Source organism: Desulfovibrio biadhensis, assembly GCF_055388615.1.
In genome coordinates this window covers 2,270,647-2,285,222 of the sequence record NZ_AP042477.1, presented here as the reverse complement: position 1 = coordinate 2,285,222, position 14,576 = coordinate 2,270,647, and the positions used below count along the sequence as shown (strand labels likewise).

General features: G+C 56.1%; 14 protein-coding genes. 2 read left to right on the top strand and 12 right to left on the bottom strand.

Going from position 1 to position 14,576, the window contains the following annotated elements; all coding sequences use genetic code 11:
- Position 1: 1 nt before the first annotated feature.
- The 11 genes from ACZ5EH_RS09930 to ACZ5EH_RS09880 all read right to left on the bottom strand — a co-directional run bounded on the left by ACZ5EH_RS09930 (position 2) and on the right by ACZ5EH_RS09880 (position 10,214).
- Positions 2-889 (bottom strand): F0F1 ATP synthase subunit gamma, encoded by an 888-nt coding sequence (locus ACZ5EH_RS09930; protein ID WP_464277967.1) that lies wholly within the window; start codon positions 887-889, stop codon positions 2-4.
- 22 nt (positions 890-911) lie between these two features.
- The gene (atpA, locus tag ACZ5EH_RS09925; RefSeq protein ID WP_464278290.1) at positions 912-2,420 is read right to left on the bottom strand and encodes a F0F1 ATP synthase subunit alpha; all 1,509 of its coding nucleotides are present in this window, start codon (positions 2,418-2,420) and stop codon (positions 912-914) included.
- 4 nt (positions 2,421-2,424) lie between these two features.
- Positions 2,425-2,976, bottom strand: coding sequence for an ATP synthase F1 subunit delta (gene atpH / locus ACZ5EH_RS09920; protein ID WP_464277966.1), 552 nt, complete (start codon positions 2,974-2,976; stop codon positions 2,425-2,427).
- Positions 2,973-3,554, bottom strand: coding sequence for a F0F1 ATP synthase subunit B family protein (locus tag ACZ5EH_RS09915; protein WP_464277965.1), 582 nt, complete (start codon positions 3,552-3,554; stop codon positions 2,973-2,975). The genes atpH and ACZ5EH_RS09915 overlap by 4 nt, the downstream gene beginning before the upstream one ends.
- Positions 3,555-3,587: 33 nt before the next feature.
- A complete protein-coding gene (locus ACZ5EH_RS09910; protein ID WP_464277964.1) occupies positions 3,588-4,004 on the bottom strand; it encodes an ATP synthase F0 subunit B in 417 nt (138 codons plus the stop codon).
- A 124-nt stretch (positions 4,005-4,128) separates the two neighbouring features.
- Positions 4,129-4,590 (bottom strand): bactofilin family protein, encoded by a 462-nt coding sequence (locus ACZ5EH_RS09905; protein WP_464277963.1) that lies wholly within the window; start codon positions 4,588-4,590, stop codon positions 4,129-4,131.
- A gap of 50 nt (positions 4,591-4,640) precedes the next feature.
- The gene (rodA, locus tag ACZ5EH_RS09900) at positions 4,641-5,753 is read right to left on the bottom strand and encodes a rod shape-determining protein RodA (protein WP_464277962.1); all 1,113 of its coding nucleotides are present in this window, start codon (positions 5,751-5,753) and stop codon (positions 4,641-4,643) included.
- Between the two features lie 3 nt (positions 5,754-5,756).
- Complete coding sequence (gene mrdA / locus ACZ5EH_RS09895; RefSeq protein WP_464277961.1) at positions 5,757-7,721, bottom strand: penicillin-binding protein 2; 1,965 nt, start codon at positions 7,719-7,721, stop codon at positions 5,757-5,759.
- A complete protein-coding gene (locus ACZ5EH_RS09890; RefSeq protein WP_464277960.1) occupies positions 7,705-8,175 on the bottom strand; it encodes a hypothetical protein in 471 nt (156 codons plus the stop codon). Before ACZ5EH_RS09890 ends, mrdA begins: the two co-directional genes overlap by 17 nt.
- 142 nt (positions 8,176-8,317) lie before the next feature.
- Positions 8,318-9,121, bottom strand: coding sequence for a rod shape-determining protein MreC (gene mreC, locus ACZ5EH_RS09885; RefSeq protein ID WP_464277959.1), 804 nt, complete (start codon positions 9,119-9,121; stop codon positions 8,318-8,320).
- A gap of 52 nt (positions 9,122-9,173) precedes the next feature.
- On the bottom strand, positions 9,174-10,214 hold the full coding sequence (locus tag ACZ5EH_RS09880; protein ID WP_464277958.1) for a rod shape-determining protein: 1,041 nt from the start codon (positions 10,212-10,214) through the stop codon (positions 9,174-9,176).
- Between the two features lie 119 nt (positions 10,215-10,333).
- Here ACZ5EH_RS09880 and mnmL point away from each other — a divergent pair, with 119 nt between their 5' ends.
- Complete coding sequence (mnmL, locus tag ACZ5EH_RS09875; protein WP_464277957.1) at positions 10,334-11,344, top strand: tRNA modification radical SAM protein MnmL/YtqA; 1,011 nt, start codon at positions 10,334-10,336, stop codon at positions 11,342-11,344.
- Between the two features lie 72 nt (positions 11,345-11,416).
- Complete coding sequence (locus ACZ5EH_RS09870) at positions 11,417-11,941, top strand: methylated-DNA--[protein]-cysteine S-methyltransferase (RefSeq protein ID WP_464277956.1); 525 nt, start codon at positions 11,417-11,419, stop codon at positions 11,939-11,941.
- Positions 11,942-11,969: 28 nt separating this feature from the next.
- Here the strand turns inward: ACZ5EH_RS09870 and ACZ5EH_RS09865 are convergent, their stop codons facing one another.
- Entirely contained in the window at positions 11,970-14,429 is a 2,460-nt protein-coding gene (locus tag ACZ5EH_RS09865; RefSeq protein ID WP_464277955.1) for a sensor domain-containing diguanylate cyclase, read from the bottom strand.
- Positions 14,430-14,576: the final 147 nt, after the last annotated feature.

Here is a 14,576-nt window from a genome sequence, read left to right as displayed (position 1 = left end):
CTTAACCTTTAAGCGCTTCAGCGCCGCCGACAATATCCATCAGTTCTTTCGTGATGGCTGCCTGACGAGTTTTGTTGTAGACCAAGGTCAGCGAATCGATCATGTCGTCGCAGGCCTTCGTGGCATTGTCCATTGCGCTCATACGAGCTGCGTGTTCGCTTGCAGATGTGTCCAGCAGGCCGCGGTAGATCTGCACCTTGATGAACCGGGGCAGCAATTCGGCCAGCAGGCCTTCCACGTCCGGTTCGTAGATGTATTCACCACCGCTATCGACTGCGCCCTCTTCACCTTCTGCAGCAGCATCCTGGTGCGACAGCGGCAGGATGGTGCGGGTGATGGGCTCTTGTTTGGCCATGCTTACGAACTCGCCGAAGACCAAAACGACTTCGTCAAGCTCGCCTTCCATGTAGGCATTGATCATTTCCATGCCCAGCGTGTTGGCGAGAGTGAAATCAAAGGAATTCATCTGATCCGCGTATTCCTTGACGACTTCAAAGTCGCTCTTGCGGGCCCAGTCACGGCCTTTTTTACCGACACAGTAAAACTTAACTGTCTTACCGGCTGCAGCCTTGTCATTGGCCAGTGCCCTGGCCGCCTTTATCATGTTGGCGTTGAAGCTGCCGCACAAACCGCGATCGGAAGTGATCAGCAGCACGCCTACGGTCTTGATTTCATCGCGCACAGTCAGAAGCGGATGCGCCGCTTCGTCCGCCTTGCCGGCCAGTTCTCCGAGCATCTCGTAGAACTTGTCCGCATAAGGGCGAAAGCGCTCGATGCGGGACTGGGCGCCGCGAAGCTTGGCCGAGGCCACCATGTTCATGGCCTTGGTTATCTGCTTCGTCTTTTTGACGCCTACGATTTTGCTTTGTACGTCTTTCAACGAGGGCATTGTTGGCTATCCTCCTGGCAGTCTAGGCCTGGAAGCCTTTCTTGAACTCCTCGATCGCTGCCTTCAGCTTTCCTTCTACCTCATCATCAAGAACTTGCTTTTCCTTGATCGCTTCGAAAACGTCAGCCTTGGAATTGTGCATGAATTCCAGAAGCTCGGTTTCGAACTTGCGGACGGAATCAACCGGAACATCGTCCATGAAGCCGCGGGTAGCAGCGTACATGGAAGCAATCTGCTCCTGTACTTCCATGGGGCGGTACTGAGGCTGCTTGAGCAGCTCAACTAGGCGGGCGCCGCGATTCAGCTTGGCCTGGGTAGCCTTATCAAGGTCAGAACCAAACTGGGCGAAAGCGGCCAGTTCGCGGTACTGAGCCAGGTCCAGACGCATGGTACCAGCAACCTGCTTCATGGCCTTGATCTGCGCAGCGCCACCAACGCGGGAGACGGACAGACCAACGTTAATGGCCGGACGCACACCAGCGTTGAACAGCGAGGGCTCGAGGTAAACCTGGCCGTCAGTGATGGAGATAACGTTCGTCGGGATGTAGGCCGAAACGTCACCAGCCTGGGTTTCAATGATGGGCAGAGCCGTCATCGAACCGGCGCCGCGGGAGTCGTCCAGCTTGGCAGCGCGCTCCAGCAGGCGGGAGTGAAGGTAGAAAACGTCACCGGGGAAAGCTTCACGTCCCGGAGGGCGACGCAGCAAGAGAGACATCTGGCGATAAGCAACAGCCTGCTTGGAAAGGTCATCGTAGATGATCAGAGCGTGGCGGCCGCTGTCGCGGTAGAACTCAGCCATGGTGCAACCGGAGTAAGCAGAGATGAACTGCAGCGGTGCAGGCTCGGAAGCAGTAGCCGAGATGATGGTGGTGTATTCCATGGCGCCGTACTTCTTCAGCGTGTCGGCAACCAGGGCGACGTTGGCCTTCTTCTGGCCGATGGCGACGTAGAAGCAGAACACATCGGTGTTCTTCTGAGCCAGGATGGCGTCAACGCCGATGGCGGTCTTACCAACCTGACGGTCACCAATGATCAGCTCGCGCTGACCGCGACCGATGGGCGTCATAGCGTCGACAGCCTTCAGACCGGTGTAGCAGGGCTGATGGACCGACTTACGCTGAACGATACCGGGAGCCTTAAGCTCAACGGGGCGAACTTCTTGAGCATCGATGGGGCCCAAACCGTCAATGGGCTCACCCAGGGGGTTGATAACGCGGCCGGTAACAGCTTCGCCAACCGGCACGGAGAAGATCTTGCCGGTACGCTTGACCGGGTCGCCTTCCTTGATTTCGGTGTCTTCGCCGAGCAGCGCAACACCAACGTTGTCCTCTTCGAGGTTGAGCACCATGCCCATCAGGCCGCCGGGGAACTCAAGAAGTTCCATGGCCATGGCGTTCTGAACGCCATAAACGCGGGCGATACCGTCACCGACGTACAAGACGGTGCCGGTCTCACTCATCTCGACCCGCTGCTCGTAGTTTTGAATTTGATCCTCGATAATCTGGCTGATCTCTTCGGCTTTGATCTGCATGGCCCTATTCACCCCTCTTTATGTTTTCTTGCAGCATGCCAAGCTGTGCGCGGAGGCTTGCATCCATGATCATGTCCCCAACCTTGAGAACGACTCCGCCGAGAATGGACTTGTCAGCCTCGAAATCAAGCACGAGTTTCTTGCCTGATTTCTTTTCCAATTCCTTTTTAACGGCGGTTTGCTTCTTACTATCGAGTTTGATGGCTGTCACCAGCTCACCGCGCACGACACCCTGCTCGATATCAAGCAGCTCACTGTACACGGCGATGATGTCAGGAAGCGCACTCAAGCGTTCCTTGTCAGCCAGGAGCAGGCAGAAGTTCTTGACCACATCGCTGGGCTTCAGCTTGGCAAAGAGCTTCTCCAAAACTTGCTTCTTCTCGTCCACCGAGATGATCGGATTACGGAAGATACGCAGAAGCTCGGGGGCCTGGTCCAAAATTTCCGCCAACCCGGACAGGTCCTTGCCATAGGCGTCCAGCGCATCGGCACCTTTTTCCTGGCCGATGGAGAACAGCGCCTTGGCGTATCGTCTGGCTACAATGTTCCCGGTCAATTGAACACCACCTTTGTTAAATATTTATCAATCAGCTTCTCGTGCTCTTCCTTGGTGAGCTTCTTTTCCAGCGCCTGCTCCGCGGCCTGGGTAATCAGCTCAGCCAATTCCTTGCGCATACTTTCCATGGCGTACTTGGCTTCCTGCTCAGCAGTCAGCTCTGCCTGGCGTTTGATCTGCTCGGCCTGCTTTTCGGCTTTCTCGATGATCGTAGCTTTCAGCGCCTCACCCTGCGCCTTGAACTCTTCGATGATCTTTTCACGCTCGGACTGCACGTTGGCGATGTTGCGCTCAACGTCGGCCAACTTGCCTTCGGCCTCTTCCTTACGCTTGGAAAGCTCGTCCAGCTCTGTTTCGATGTTGTAGCGGCGGGAGCTGAAGAATCCGATGATCTTCTTGCCTGCCGCAAACCAGATGATGGCCAAGAATGCGACGAAGTTCACCACACGCCAGAAGAAATTCATCCAGTCGTTGCCGTGGTGTTCCGCGCCCTCGGCACCGTGCTCGGCCGCAATGGCCACAGCGACGGTTATGAGGATCAGAAAAAGTGTGTAACCTGCTACCTTGAGCCCTTTCAAAGCACCTTACCTCCTTGCCGACCTGCCGTTTGATTACGCCAAGACTTTGGCGACTGCCTTTTCTGCCAGCGTGTCCACTTGCGACTTCAGCGTGGACATGGCCGCTTCGGACTGGGACTTGATTTCGCCCCTCGCTGCAGCCAGAGTATCCTGCGCTTCCTTGGTGGCTGCGCCAACGACCTTCTTTTCCTCTTCCTGCCCTTCGTCTTTGAAGCGCAGCCGCTCAGCAGTGCCAGCCTTGCGAGCTTCATCCAGAGCAGCCTCGTAATTCTTCAGCTTTTCCTCGGCAGACTGGGTGAAGGTTTCAGCTTCGGTCAGAAGGTTGTCCATCACACCTGCACGCTTCTTGATGATTCCGCGAATCGGCCGCACCAGCAAAATGTTAAGCACGACGAGGGTGACGACGAAGTTGATGAACTGCACCAGCATGGTGATATCAAGGTTGATCATGCCTTCCCCCATGAGAGGTTGTGAATTTTAGCTCAAAATCAAGGCGCAAATAGCCAATTTTCACCAAGCTGTCAAAGTGTTTTTTCCTGCTGACAGCCTGCCGAACTGCTATTTAAGCCCTATTTTAGGAGCTTCCGATGGTTTCGCTTTTCTTTGCCTCGTCAGGGGCGAAGTCGTTGGTGCCTGCGTTTTTGCCCTTATCAGTCGCAGAAAAGTCGAGCCTCTTGCCTGCCTTTTTGTCGCCCTTTCCAGCCACCTGAGATTTGCTCATGCTCACCTGCCCTTCGAGCACTGCGCCCTCCTCGATGACCAACGTCGGGGTGCTCATACTGCCGACCAGATTCGCCGTCTTATGCAGCACCACCTTCACGGCCGCCTCGATCTCGCCCTCAAGATGTCCGGAGAGAATCAACTGGCCGACCCAAATCTGTCCTTGAACCTTGGCGTCCTTGCCAACGATGAGAGTTCCTTCCGACTGAATCTCACCAGTAAAGGTACCGTCGATGCGGACAGAGCCATCGAAATTCAGCTTGCCCTGATAATTGGTGCCGGCACCTAGAAAGGCGTTAATTTCGTCTTTGGCCATGTCTTCGTACTCCTTATGCTGGTTTACGGATGCCGGCCGCGAGCGACTGCTCAAGACGTCTTGAACACGTACCGTCGCATAGAAACGTTGAGCACCAGGCCGACGAGACAGAAGTTCACCACGGTGGCGCTACCGCCGTAGCTGATGAACGGCAGCGGTATTCCCACGACAGGCATGAGACCGAGAACCATGCCCATGTTGATCAAAATCTGCCAGAAAAAATAAAAAAAGACGCCTGCTGCCAAAAAACTGCCAAATCTATCACGGGCGTCTCGCGCCGTGGAGAAGATGCTCTGCAAAAACAAACAGAACAGGGTCAGCAGCATTATGCTGCCGATAAACCCCCATTCTTCTCCAAAAACTGCCACTGCAAAGTCCGTATGCTTTTCCGGCAAAAACCGTAGCTGACTCTGGGTTCCTGCCAGAAACCCCTTGCCCCATAATTCCCCTGAACCAATGGCTATCTGCGACTGGATGATGTGATACCCAGCGCCCATGGGATCGCTCCCAGGGTTCAAAAACGTCAGTATCCGCTGCTTCTGGTACCCTTTCAGCATAAACCAGCCCAGCGGTATGAGCATGGGGAAAACCACTGCGAGCACCTTAAGCACTCGCGGCGTGAGTCCTCTGTACAAGATGATGCCGCCTAATAGCAAGAGCAGGTTCAGCCCTGAACCCAGGTCAGGTTGGGTTATGATCAGCATTGCAGGCGCCAGCCCAATGCCCAGAACAAAAAAAAGACCGCCCCAGTCCAGCCTTCCCGTACGCATGGAAAGCACCCTGGCCCCCAGAAAAAGCACCGTGATCTTGGCGAATTCACTGGGCTGCAGATTGAAAAATCCCAATGAGAGCCAACGCTTGGCGCCCATGATCGTCTTGCCCCAAAAAGGAACGGCAAGCAGCAGCAACACGGAAATGATGAACAGCGGCCAGGCCATTCCTTTCAGCCTTTTATAATCCACCAAGGTAAAAATCAGCATTCCAGCCAGCCCTACGCCGCCCCAGATAAGCTGTTTGCTGTAGTAGGGGTCCACCAGCAGCCCCTCTTCCTGACGAAAACCGCTTGCGGAATACAGATTCAGTATGCCCAGACCAAAAAGGACAACGGTAAGGCCCAAAAGGGGCCAATTGAGATAGGTAAAAAGTCTTCTGTCTAGGGCCATCTATTACTCCGGTACGCCAAATTCTATCATTGGCAGAGGATCTGCTCCGGGGCGCGTCACCTGGGGAGGCGGGGGTACGCCGGGCTCTTCCATGGCGTCCTGGGCTTCTTCTGGCGGCGCTGCAGGGGCTGGCGCATCCCTTACGATGTTTGTGCCGCCGGCAACAGGTTGCTCGCCTTCCAGGGAAGCTTCCGGACCGAAAAGGTGCTCGTAGATCGCTTTTACAATAGGGCCGCCAGCCGTACCGCCGTGTCCGCCGTGTTCCACCATGACGACGACAACATAGCTTTTCCCGTCAGCTTTGCCCCACGATGCCATCCAGGCATGGTCCCGGTGCTGGTAGGGCATTTCAAATTCTTTTTTGCGTATCTTGCCAATGCTGACCACCTGGGCTGTTCCTGTTTTGGCGCCCAGTTGCACATCGTGCCGCGCTATGCGCCGCGCCGTGCCGTGCCCGTGCTCCACAGTCTCCACCATGGCGCCGAGAATCGCTTCGCGGTAACTGTCATTAAGCGGCAACGTGGATTGAACAATGGGTCTGTCGCTTTGCAGCAGGTTTGGTTTGAGCACCCTGCCGCCATTTACAAGGGCAGCGATAAAGCGCGCAACCTGCAGCGGCTGCACTAAGGTGAACCCCTGCCCGATGGACATGTTCAAATTTTCACCACCTTGCCACGGTTCGTTGAAGCGCTTGCGCTTCCACTCCCTGGTCGGCACCAGTCCGCCGCTCTCGTTGGGCAGGTCAATCCCGGTCGGTTTGCCGAAACCGCATGCAAAAGCATACTTGCTCATGCGGTCCACGCCCATTTTTTCGCCCACCTGGTAGTAATAAACGTCGCATGACTCCACCAGCGAGCGCACGAGGTTCACAGCGCCGTGGCCGGATTTCTTCCAGCAGCGGAAGGACATGCGCCCCAGCTGATAGGCCCCTGAGCAGAAAAACGTCTTTTTGGGTGTAATGAATCCCTCACTCAGGGCGTTTGCCGCCACGACCAGCTTCCAGACCGACCCCGGTGGATAAGTGCTTTGGATGGCGCGGTTCAGCAACGGTTGCCTGGGATGCTTGTTCAACGAAGACCAGTGCTCGCCAAAGGAATCCTGGGTAAAGATATTGTTGTCGTAAGTGGGCGACGACACCAGCGCCAGGACCTGCCCAGTATCCGGGTCCAGAACCACGGCGGCGCCGGCTTTCCCCTCGAATTCATTGATAATAAATTCCTGAAGGTCCACATCGATACTGAGGGTGATATCCTCGCCGGCCATGGGCTGGCGCAAAATGGCGCTGGAAAGATCGCGGCCCGTGGCGTCAACTTCCAGCTGCCGCAGCCCTTTTTCACCACGCAGCTTGCTTTCAAAAACCTTTTCCACCCCCTGCTTGCCAACCATATCACCAGGGCGCAGTGTCTTATCCTGCTGCAGGTCTGCCTTGTCCGCCTCGAGAAGGTATCCAAGTATGTTGGAGACAATGGGGCCACTGGGATAATCCCTGCGTGGGCGTATGCTTATCTCCAAACCAGGCCAATAGACGGTATTGGCCTCGATACGGGAAACCAGGTCAAAGGAGATATCCGGCACCAGGGTCAGGGGCTCGAAGGATTTGACCTGTTTGCGCCCCTGTTCGAATCGCTGTTGCAGCGCCTCGAACCCGATGCCGGTCCAGCGGCTGACCTGTTCGAGGGTTTCCTCAATGTCGGTGCAATCCTCGCGCACCAGGGTCAGGGCGTAACCGGGCTGGTTCAGGGCCAGCAGCTTGCCGTTGCGGTCCTTAATGGCGCCGCGCGGTGCATAGACCAGCTCTCGCCGCAACTGGTTCTCTCGGGCCAGGCGGCTGAACTCCTCCCCCTTGTGCACCTGCAGATACCAAAAGCGCAGGGAGAAGATAAGGAACACCAGCAGAACAAGCCCTTGCAACAGGAACAGGCCGGACCTGGGCGCCCCTTGCGGTTCACTGTCATACAGATAGGGCATCGCTCTCCCTCCGCGAGCGCAAAGCGTTGGCCACGGCCCACCCTATGGGGAAGAGAAGGGCCTGCAAAACGCTCTCGAAGAACAGTCTGTCATGAGAAACTACAGCGTCCTGCAGTGAGCTCATGATGAAGATGAGTAGATAATGCCACACCCCCATGCAGGCGCCCATGAGGACCATGAAAATCATGTTCTTGGCCTGGAAAAGCCAGCGCCCCAGACTGTAGAGCACAACGAGCATGGCGTACCACAGCAGGCTGGAGCCGAAAGAGAGGGAACCGATGCCCTCCTGAATCAGGACAAAAATGGCCAAAAGCCATGCGGTCTGCGCAGGGCGCCCTTCCTGCAGGCTGAGCACGAGCCCGATCATGAGGAAATCCACGCCTCGGACGAAGTACTGGGCCCAAATGCCGCAGATGATAAAAATGGTCCACCAGAGAAAATTATACAGATTCATGGATGCGTCGGGACTGGCTTAAAGGGAAGAAAAAAACTGCTCGCAAAAACGCTGCAGCGGTTTGGCCGTCTATGCCCTGTGTGGTCGATACCCCTGCTTCTGTCAAGCGCGCTCCAAAAAACTGCCCGGATAGTTGCAAACCTCAACGGAGTTCATAGAGGCTGCCGCTGGAGCCGCTGGTATGATGTTCACGCTCGAGCAGCATGACCTCTTCAAGACTTTTGAAGTCGATGAGCAACTCGGCCCACACGTCCAAAAAAAGACTGATGTCCGAGCGCTGGACCTTTGTGACCCTGGCGACGGGCAAACCTTTGGGGAAAATATCATCAAGCCCGGAGGTAACAAGGATTTCTCCTTCCTCCAGGGGCGCGTTGAGGGGCACGTAAAGCACCTGCAGCAGTTCTCCTGCCCCGCGCCCTGCCAGTAAGCCTTGTGAGCGGTTTGTCTGGCCCAGGACGGCGACCCTGGAGTTGAGGTCAGAGACCAGCAGCACGGTGGAGAAAAAGGGACTTACGCGCAGGGTTTTACCCACCACGCCTTCATGCGTGACGGCCGGCGTATTGACCATCACGCCGGCTTCAAAGCCTTTGTCCACCACAAGGGTTTCCAGTGCGGCATGGGGGCCCATTCGATAAGACACGACCCGCCCCCCTACTGTGCGCCACAGTTCTGGGGGGTTGAAATCCATCAGCGAACGCAACCGCTTGACTTCAGCAGCCTCTTCCTTGCTCTTTGCCAGGGCCGAGGCCATTGTTTGCAGTCGCTCGTGCAGTGCATCGTTTTCCTTCTGCACGTCCGCCAGGTAAAGATAGTGGTCCTTGAAATCCCCTGCCTTGGTCGCCAGCCATTTTCCAGGCAAAAGCGTCCACCCGACAAACTCGAGCCCTGAATACGTAGCCAGGGTATCGAGGTACCCGGTGCGGACGTTCCAGGTATACAGGCTCAAATAGCTGAAGAGCGCAAGGAAAAGGATCAGGACAAACTTACGGGACAGGAGCTTAATCGATGGTTACCTCCTTAAGGATATCCAACGAATCAAGAGCCTTGCCCGATCCAAGCACAACAGTGGAGAGTGGGTCCTCCACCACGGTGATGGGGAGCGAAGTCTCTTCGCGGAGCAGGTTGTCCAGTCCTCTGAGCAGCGCACCGCCGCCCGTAAGCACAATACCGCGGTCCACGATGTCCGCAGCCAGCTCCGGGGGGGTCTGCTCCAGGGCCACGCGTACAGCCTGGACGATTGCGTCCACACGCTCGGAAAGCGCTTTGCGGATCTCCTCGGAGGTGATGGGAATGTTCTGGGGAATGCCCGAAACAAGGTCACGACCTTTGACTTCCATCTCTTCCTCTTCTGGCAGAGGGTAGGCGGAGCCGATCTTGACCTTGATCTCTTCAGCCGTACTTTCGCCGATGAGCATATTATATTTGCGCTTCACGTGCGTCATGATGGCTTCGTCCATCTTGTCTCCACCGACACGAACGGATTTGGAGTAGACCACGCCGGAAAGCGAGATGACGGCGACTTCTGTGGTGCCGCCGCCGATGTCCACAACCATGTTCGAGGTGGGGTCCTGGATGGGGAGGTTGGCGCCGATGGCCGCCGCCATGGGTTCCTCGATGAGGTAAACTTCCCGCGCGCCGGCGCTCTGCGCCGATTCCTTGACCGCGCGTTTTTCCACCTGGGTGATACCCGTGGGCACGCAGATGATGATCCGAGGGCGCACCAGCCGCCGGGAGTTGTGCACCTTGGAAATAAAATGCCGCAGCATGGCCTCGGTGATTTCGAAATCAGCGATAACGCCATCCTTCATAGGGCGAATGGCCACGATGTTGCCCGGAGTACGTCCGAGCATCCGTTTGGCCTCATTACCTACAGCAAGCACCTTGTTGGAGCCGCGGGAATCCTGCTTCACAGCCACGACAGAGGGCTCGCGCAGAACAATGCCCTGCCCTTTTACGTAAACGCAGGTGTTCGCCGTGCCAAGATCTATGGCCAAGTCATTGGAGAAAAGGCCTAATACGAAATCCGTTACCCTGGACATATGCTCTTGCTTGCCTCGCTTTGCGCTCGTGAGTTATGCAATCTTTTGTTTGGACTTGAAGAAAACTGCTTCCGGTGTCAAGGTCCTGCGCTTGAAACCGGACCCCCATTTACGTTCTTATGCACAGCACTTCAACTCGTCACGGCGGCGTCAAGCCCTATTATTCGCTGGCTGCATACATGCGCCAGCGCTTTGGCTGTCGCGTACAAAAAATTCCGCTGGACGCAAATTTTTCTTGCCCGAATCGTGACGGCACCATTTCACGTCAAGGTTGCCTTTTTTGCAATGCCAGAGGCTCGGGCTCCGGCCTCGGCGCCCAGGGCCTGGATTTGGCTGGCCAATGGGGCCACTGGCAGGAAATCTACCTTCGCAGGCACAAGAATCCACGCTTCATAGCCTATCTGCAATCTTTTTCCAATACCCACGGACCCCTCTCCAAACTACGCGAGGTACTTGAAGAATTACATCCGCTTATAAATAATGGGGAAATGGCGGGCATTGCCGTGGGCACAAGACCCGACTGCCTCGACGATGAAAAATTAGCCCTGCTCGCCTCTTTTCCGGTGGAGGAAGTCTGGCTGGAACTGGGCCTGCAATCCGCTGACGATGCTGTTCTCAAGGCCATAAACAGAGGCCATGACAGCGACTGTTTCAGCCGGGCCTGCAGGGCAGCCGCCAACCACGGACTGCGCGTATGCGCCCACCTCATGGCAGGCCTCCCCCAGGAAGAAGAAGAGGGGCTACAAGGTTCTGTGCAACTCGTCAACGCCCTTCCTGTGCATGGCGTGAAATTCCACAACGTGTACGTCTGTGAAGGCAGCTCCCTGGCCGCCTTGTGGCGGGCGGGCAAATACACTCCCATCGAGCGATCCGTTTACGTCCGGCAGCTTGGTATGGCCCTTGCCACCATGCGCAGTGATATGGTTGTGCAACGGCTGACCGGCGATCCTGCCCCAGGCGAACTTCTGGCGCCGGAATGGGCAGCGGACAAGCGTATTTTGCTGGCGGAAATCCACAACTTCATGCACAACAATACCACTTGGCAGGGAAAGATGTGTGATGCACCGGACGCCCCTCCTTCCTGGTTCGATCAGGCGGAAGAACTGCCACAGTCTTTGCGCCCCTCGTAAAGCCACAGGGCGGGCTTCGGATTCACAGCATTCTTCGAAACGCTATATGGCCACCGGCAACAGGAGAACACCATGCAGAATGTGTTTGCGGAAACCCTGGTCGCAGCGCCCTTGCGTGTGACGCTCTTTTGGAGCGGCCCCAAGCTCAAACGCATCCTGTTGCGCTGGCAAGACGACCCCTTTGAGCCAGGGGAACAAGGCGTTGACAAGGGGCTATGCAGTTCCGGTTTCGCCGATGCCATGCAAAAAGCCCTTGATGCTTACGTAGCCGGGGAACATGTGGTCTGGCCCCAACTGCCCCTGGACATGGAGCCCTTGACGCCTTTTTCCAGGCTGGCGCTGGAAACCTTGCATCGCGAAGTACAATGGGGGCGCACAGTCAGCTATGGCGAACTGGCTGCCATCTGCGGCAAACCCGGAGCAGCGCGCTCCATCGGCCGGGCCATGGCCCTGAATCCGTGGCCACTTGTGGTGCCATGCCATCGTGTGGTGGGCGCACGCGGGGACCTGGTGGGCTTTTCCGGAACCGGGGTATCCATGAAACGCTACCTGCTGGACAAAGAAGGGGCGCTGCCCGCGAAGGCATCCCAAAAGTAAAGCGTCTCCCCTCTTTCATGGAGACGCATCAATATTCCTCGCCCTGCCACATCTCGGGCGTAAAGCGCACAACCTGGTTGCGCCCCCTGCCTTTGGCCTCATACAGCGCCACATCGGAGAATTTGATGGCCTTATAGAGCGTGTTGCCATCAGCGGGGTGCTCAGCCACACCCAAACTGATGGTCTTGTGGATTTTCACCCCGTCGCCCAAATCCAGGGGCTGCTGCTCCACCCGCTGGCGAATCTTTTCCGCCACTGACACGGCCATGCCTTCCTGAACATCCTGCAGCAGAATCAGGAATTCCTCTCCGCCGTAACGTATCAGCAAGTCCGAACGCCGGATGCATGCGTTGATCGCCCCCACCACTTGCTTCAGCACCAGGTCGCCAGCTTCGTGCCCGTAGTCGTCATTGACCTGTTTGAAGTAGTCCAGGTCCGCCATCAAAAAGCCGGTGCGCCGATTCTCACGTTCTGACAGGGGCTCGTACTTGGCGATGAACTCATCCAGAAAACGCCGGTTGTGGCAATGGGTCAACGGATCGCGCAGCGCCTGCTCCTTTGTGAGCTGCAACAGCCTGAGCGAGGACAGCACTGGCGCGGCTTCATCCAGGTATTTACGCAAAAACGGGATTGTTTCATCGCGCAGTCTGTCCCAGCTGTTTTTGGGGGCGACAAAGGAGAATACGCCCCCCACCTGCCCACCCATGATCATGGGCAGACAACAGCGCACATATTTGGACGTGTCTATATTGAAATACGGGCAGAGCACTTCATTGTAAAAAGAGATCACGTCCTCGGAATTCCGCTTGCACCGGCACACCTCAGTGGTCAGCAGCACATCTCGCTTGCAGAGGGGATCCTCCTTGCTCGCATCAAGGGCAATGAGCAGACGGTCCGCATCGTGATCCACCTCGAACAAAACAAACTTGTTGAGCGAGAAATGGTGGCTGAAGACATACCCAAGCTGCTGGTACACCCCGTCCTTGTCCAGTGTTCCCTGCAGATCGTGGCTGAAGAAGGTGAGCTGGGCCATCTGCTCCAACCGTTTGGAAACTTCCTGCAGCGACGAGGCCTCGCGGCCGGTCTCCTGACTGCGCAAAACATAGGCGAGCAGCTTACCCGCGCGGCCAAGGAAATTGTTCCAATGGCGCATCATCGTATTGACGACGTTGCGCATTTCCACCAGTTCGTCGCCCTTGCGCATATGGTAGACAGGGCATTCGTGGCAGCTATCGTACTTGTTCAGAAAGATGCAGGTATCCCGCCAGACCGGCGAGATGGCTTCGCTCCCTGTTTCCAGATAGCAGATTCTGCTCGGGTCCACATACACGGGGCACTCTTCGTTGTGGCAATTCATTATGTTCAGGCAGTGCAGGTGATCGCTTTCAAAACGTTCACTAAAGTCACTGGAATGTGAGGCGATGATGATTTTTTTCAGCCGCCAGAGAAAACGCTCCACCCGCAGTACGTTGAAATAAAGAATCGCCCAGAGCAAAACCGCGCCGGATATAAAGAGCCCCCCCATCTGATAGGTGCGGTTTTTTCGCATTTCCTGCATTGCGCGGGTTTCATACCCCAACAACAAGGCCGCAATCCGTCGGCCCTGCATGTCATGCAGGGGCTCCAGACGGAAAAACCATTCGCCGGTCTTGGTGTCCGCAAGCTGATGCTGCAGCGCCCAGGCGCTGTGTTGCCGCCAGTCTTCGCCGTAACCATCAACAAGGACCCACCCATTTTCCACCTGGCGGCCATCCGTATCGTCAATTACAGAGGCATCAATCATAAGGGCCATGGTCGAACTGGGGCGTTGCAGATGGAGCAATGTTTCGGCCGCGTTCAAATATACGCCCACAACGCCAATGAAAGAGCCCCCCGTTGCGACGGGCGCCATTGCCTGCAATTGTAATGCGCCATCAGCATATTCCAGACCCGTCGCAGCTTCGCCATTCTCCAACACATAGCGCAGCATTTCCTGCTTTGTGCCATTGCTCTTCGTACTGATACTCGAAGTCTCCAGCAGGTTGTCGCCAGCCTCTGTAAAAAAGACGAAATCCAGGCTGTCCACAACCAGCTCGACACTGATCCTGTCGGCATAGGGCTTGGCAAAGGACAACAGTCTGGCGCGATCACCCGCGGCCAATGCATCCTGAACCTCGGGAATCGATGACACGGCAACCGCCTGGGAAAGCAGAAACTGCAATCTTTCATGCATACTCTGCTGGGCGTTCTCCGCCTGCAGGCGCAGGTTGTCATCAGCGCGCTTTTCTATGGACTGATGCAGCGTGTAGGAAAGAAAAAAGACCTGAAAAATGCTTCCCAAAAAAAGCATGGCGCCTGTAAAATACAGAAACCGCCATTTAAGCGACCATGTTCCCGGGTTGGTAAGGCCTCTCCAAAAGCGATAAAAACCGCCCCCTTCTTGTCGGGAGTCTTTGACTTCATCTTGAGACACAGCGCCATCTTGCGAATTCTGGTCGTTCCCTGCCACACGGCCTCCTCGCTTTCGTCCGCCTGTTCTACTGCCTGGCCCGAGCACCCCTGCCCATTTACATGCCCGTGCAATGGCCACCGTTACGATACGCCAAGCCGGCACGCATATCATTTTTGCCAATTCTATCAGTAAATACTAAATTGT

Bases quoted from the DNA above. Each gene is read 5' to 3' on its own strand.
- ACZ5EH_RS09930 (WP_464277967.1), bottom strand. From the start codon at position 889: ATGCCCTCGTTGAAAGACGTACAAAGCAAAATCGTAGGCGTCAAAAAG.
- atpA (WP_464278290.1), bottom strand. From the start codon at position 2,420: ATGCAGATCAAAGCCGAAGAGATCAGCCAGATTATCGAGGATCAAATT.
- ACZ5EH_RS09910 (WP_464277964.1), bottom strand. From the start codon at position 4,004: ATGATCAACCTTGATATCACCATGCTGGTGCAGTTCATCAACTTCGTC.
- ACZ5EH_RS09905 (WP_464277963.1), bottom strand. From the start codon at position 4,590: ATGGCCAAAGACGAAATTAACGCCTTTCTAGGTGCCGGCACCAATTAT.
- rodA (WP_464277962.1), bottom strand. From the start codon at position 5,753: ATGGCCCTAGACAGAAGACTTTTTACCTATCTCAATTGGCCCCTTTTG.
- mrdA (WP_464277961.1), bottom strand. From the start codon at position 7,721: ATGCCCTATCTGTATGACAGTGAACCGCAAGGGGCGCCCAGGTCCGGC.
- ACZ5EH_RS09890 (WP_464277960.1), bottom strand. From the start codon at position 8,175: ATGAATCTGTATAATTTTCTCTGGTGGACCATTTTTATCATCTGCGGC.
- ACZ5EH_RS09880 (WP_464277958.1), bottom strand. From the start codon at position 10,214: ATGTCCAGGGTAACGGATTTCGTATTAGGCCTTTTCTCCAATGACTTG.
- mnmL (WP_464277957.1), top strand. From the start codon at position 10,334: ATGCACAGCACTTCAACTCGTCACGGCGGCGTCAAGCCCTATTATTCG.
- ACZ5EH_RS09870 (WP_464277956.1), top strand. From the start codon at position 11,417: ATGCAGAATGTGTTTGCGGAAACCCTGGTCGCAGCGCCCTTGCGTGTG.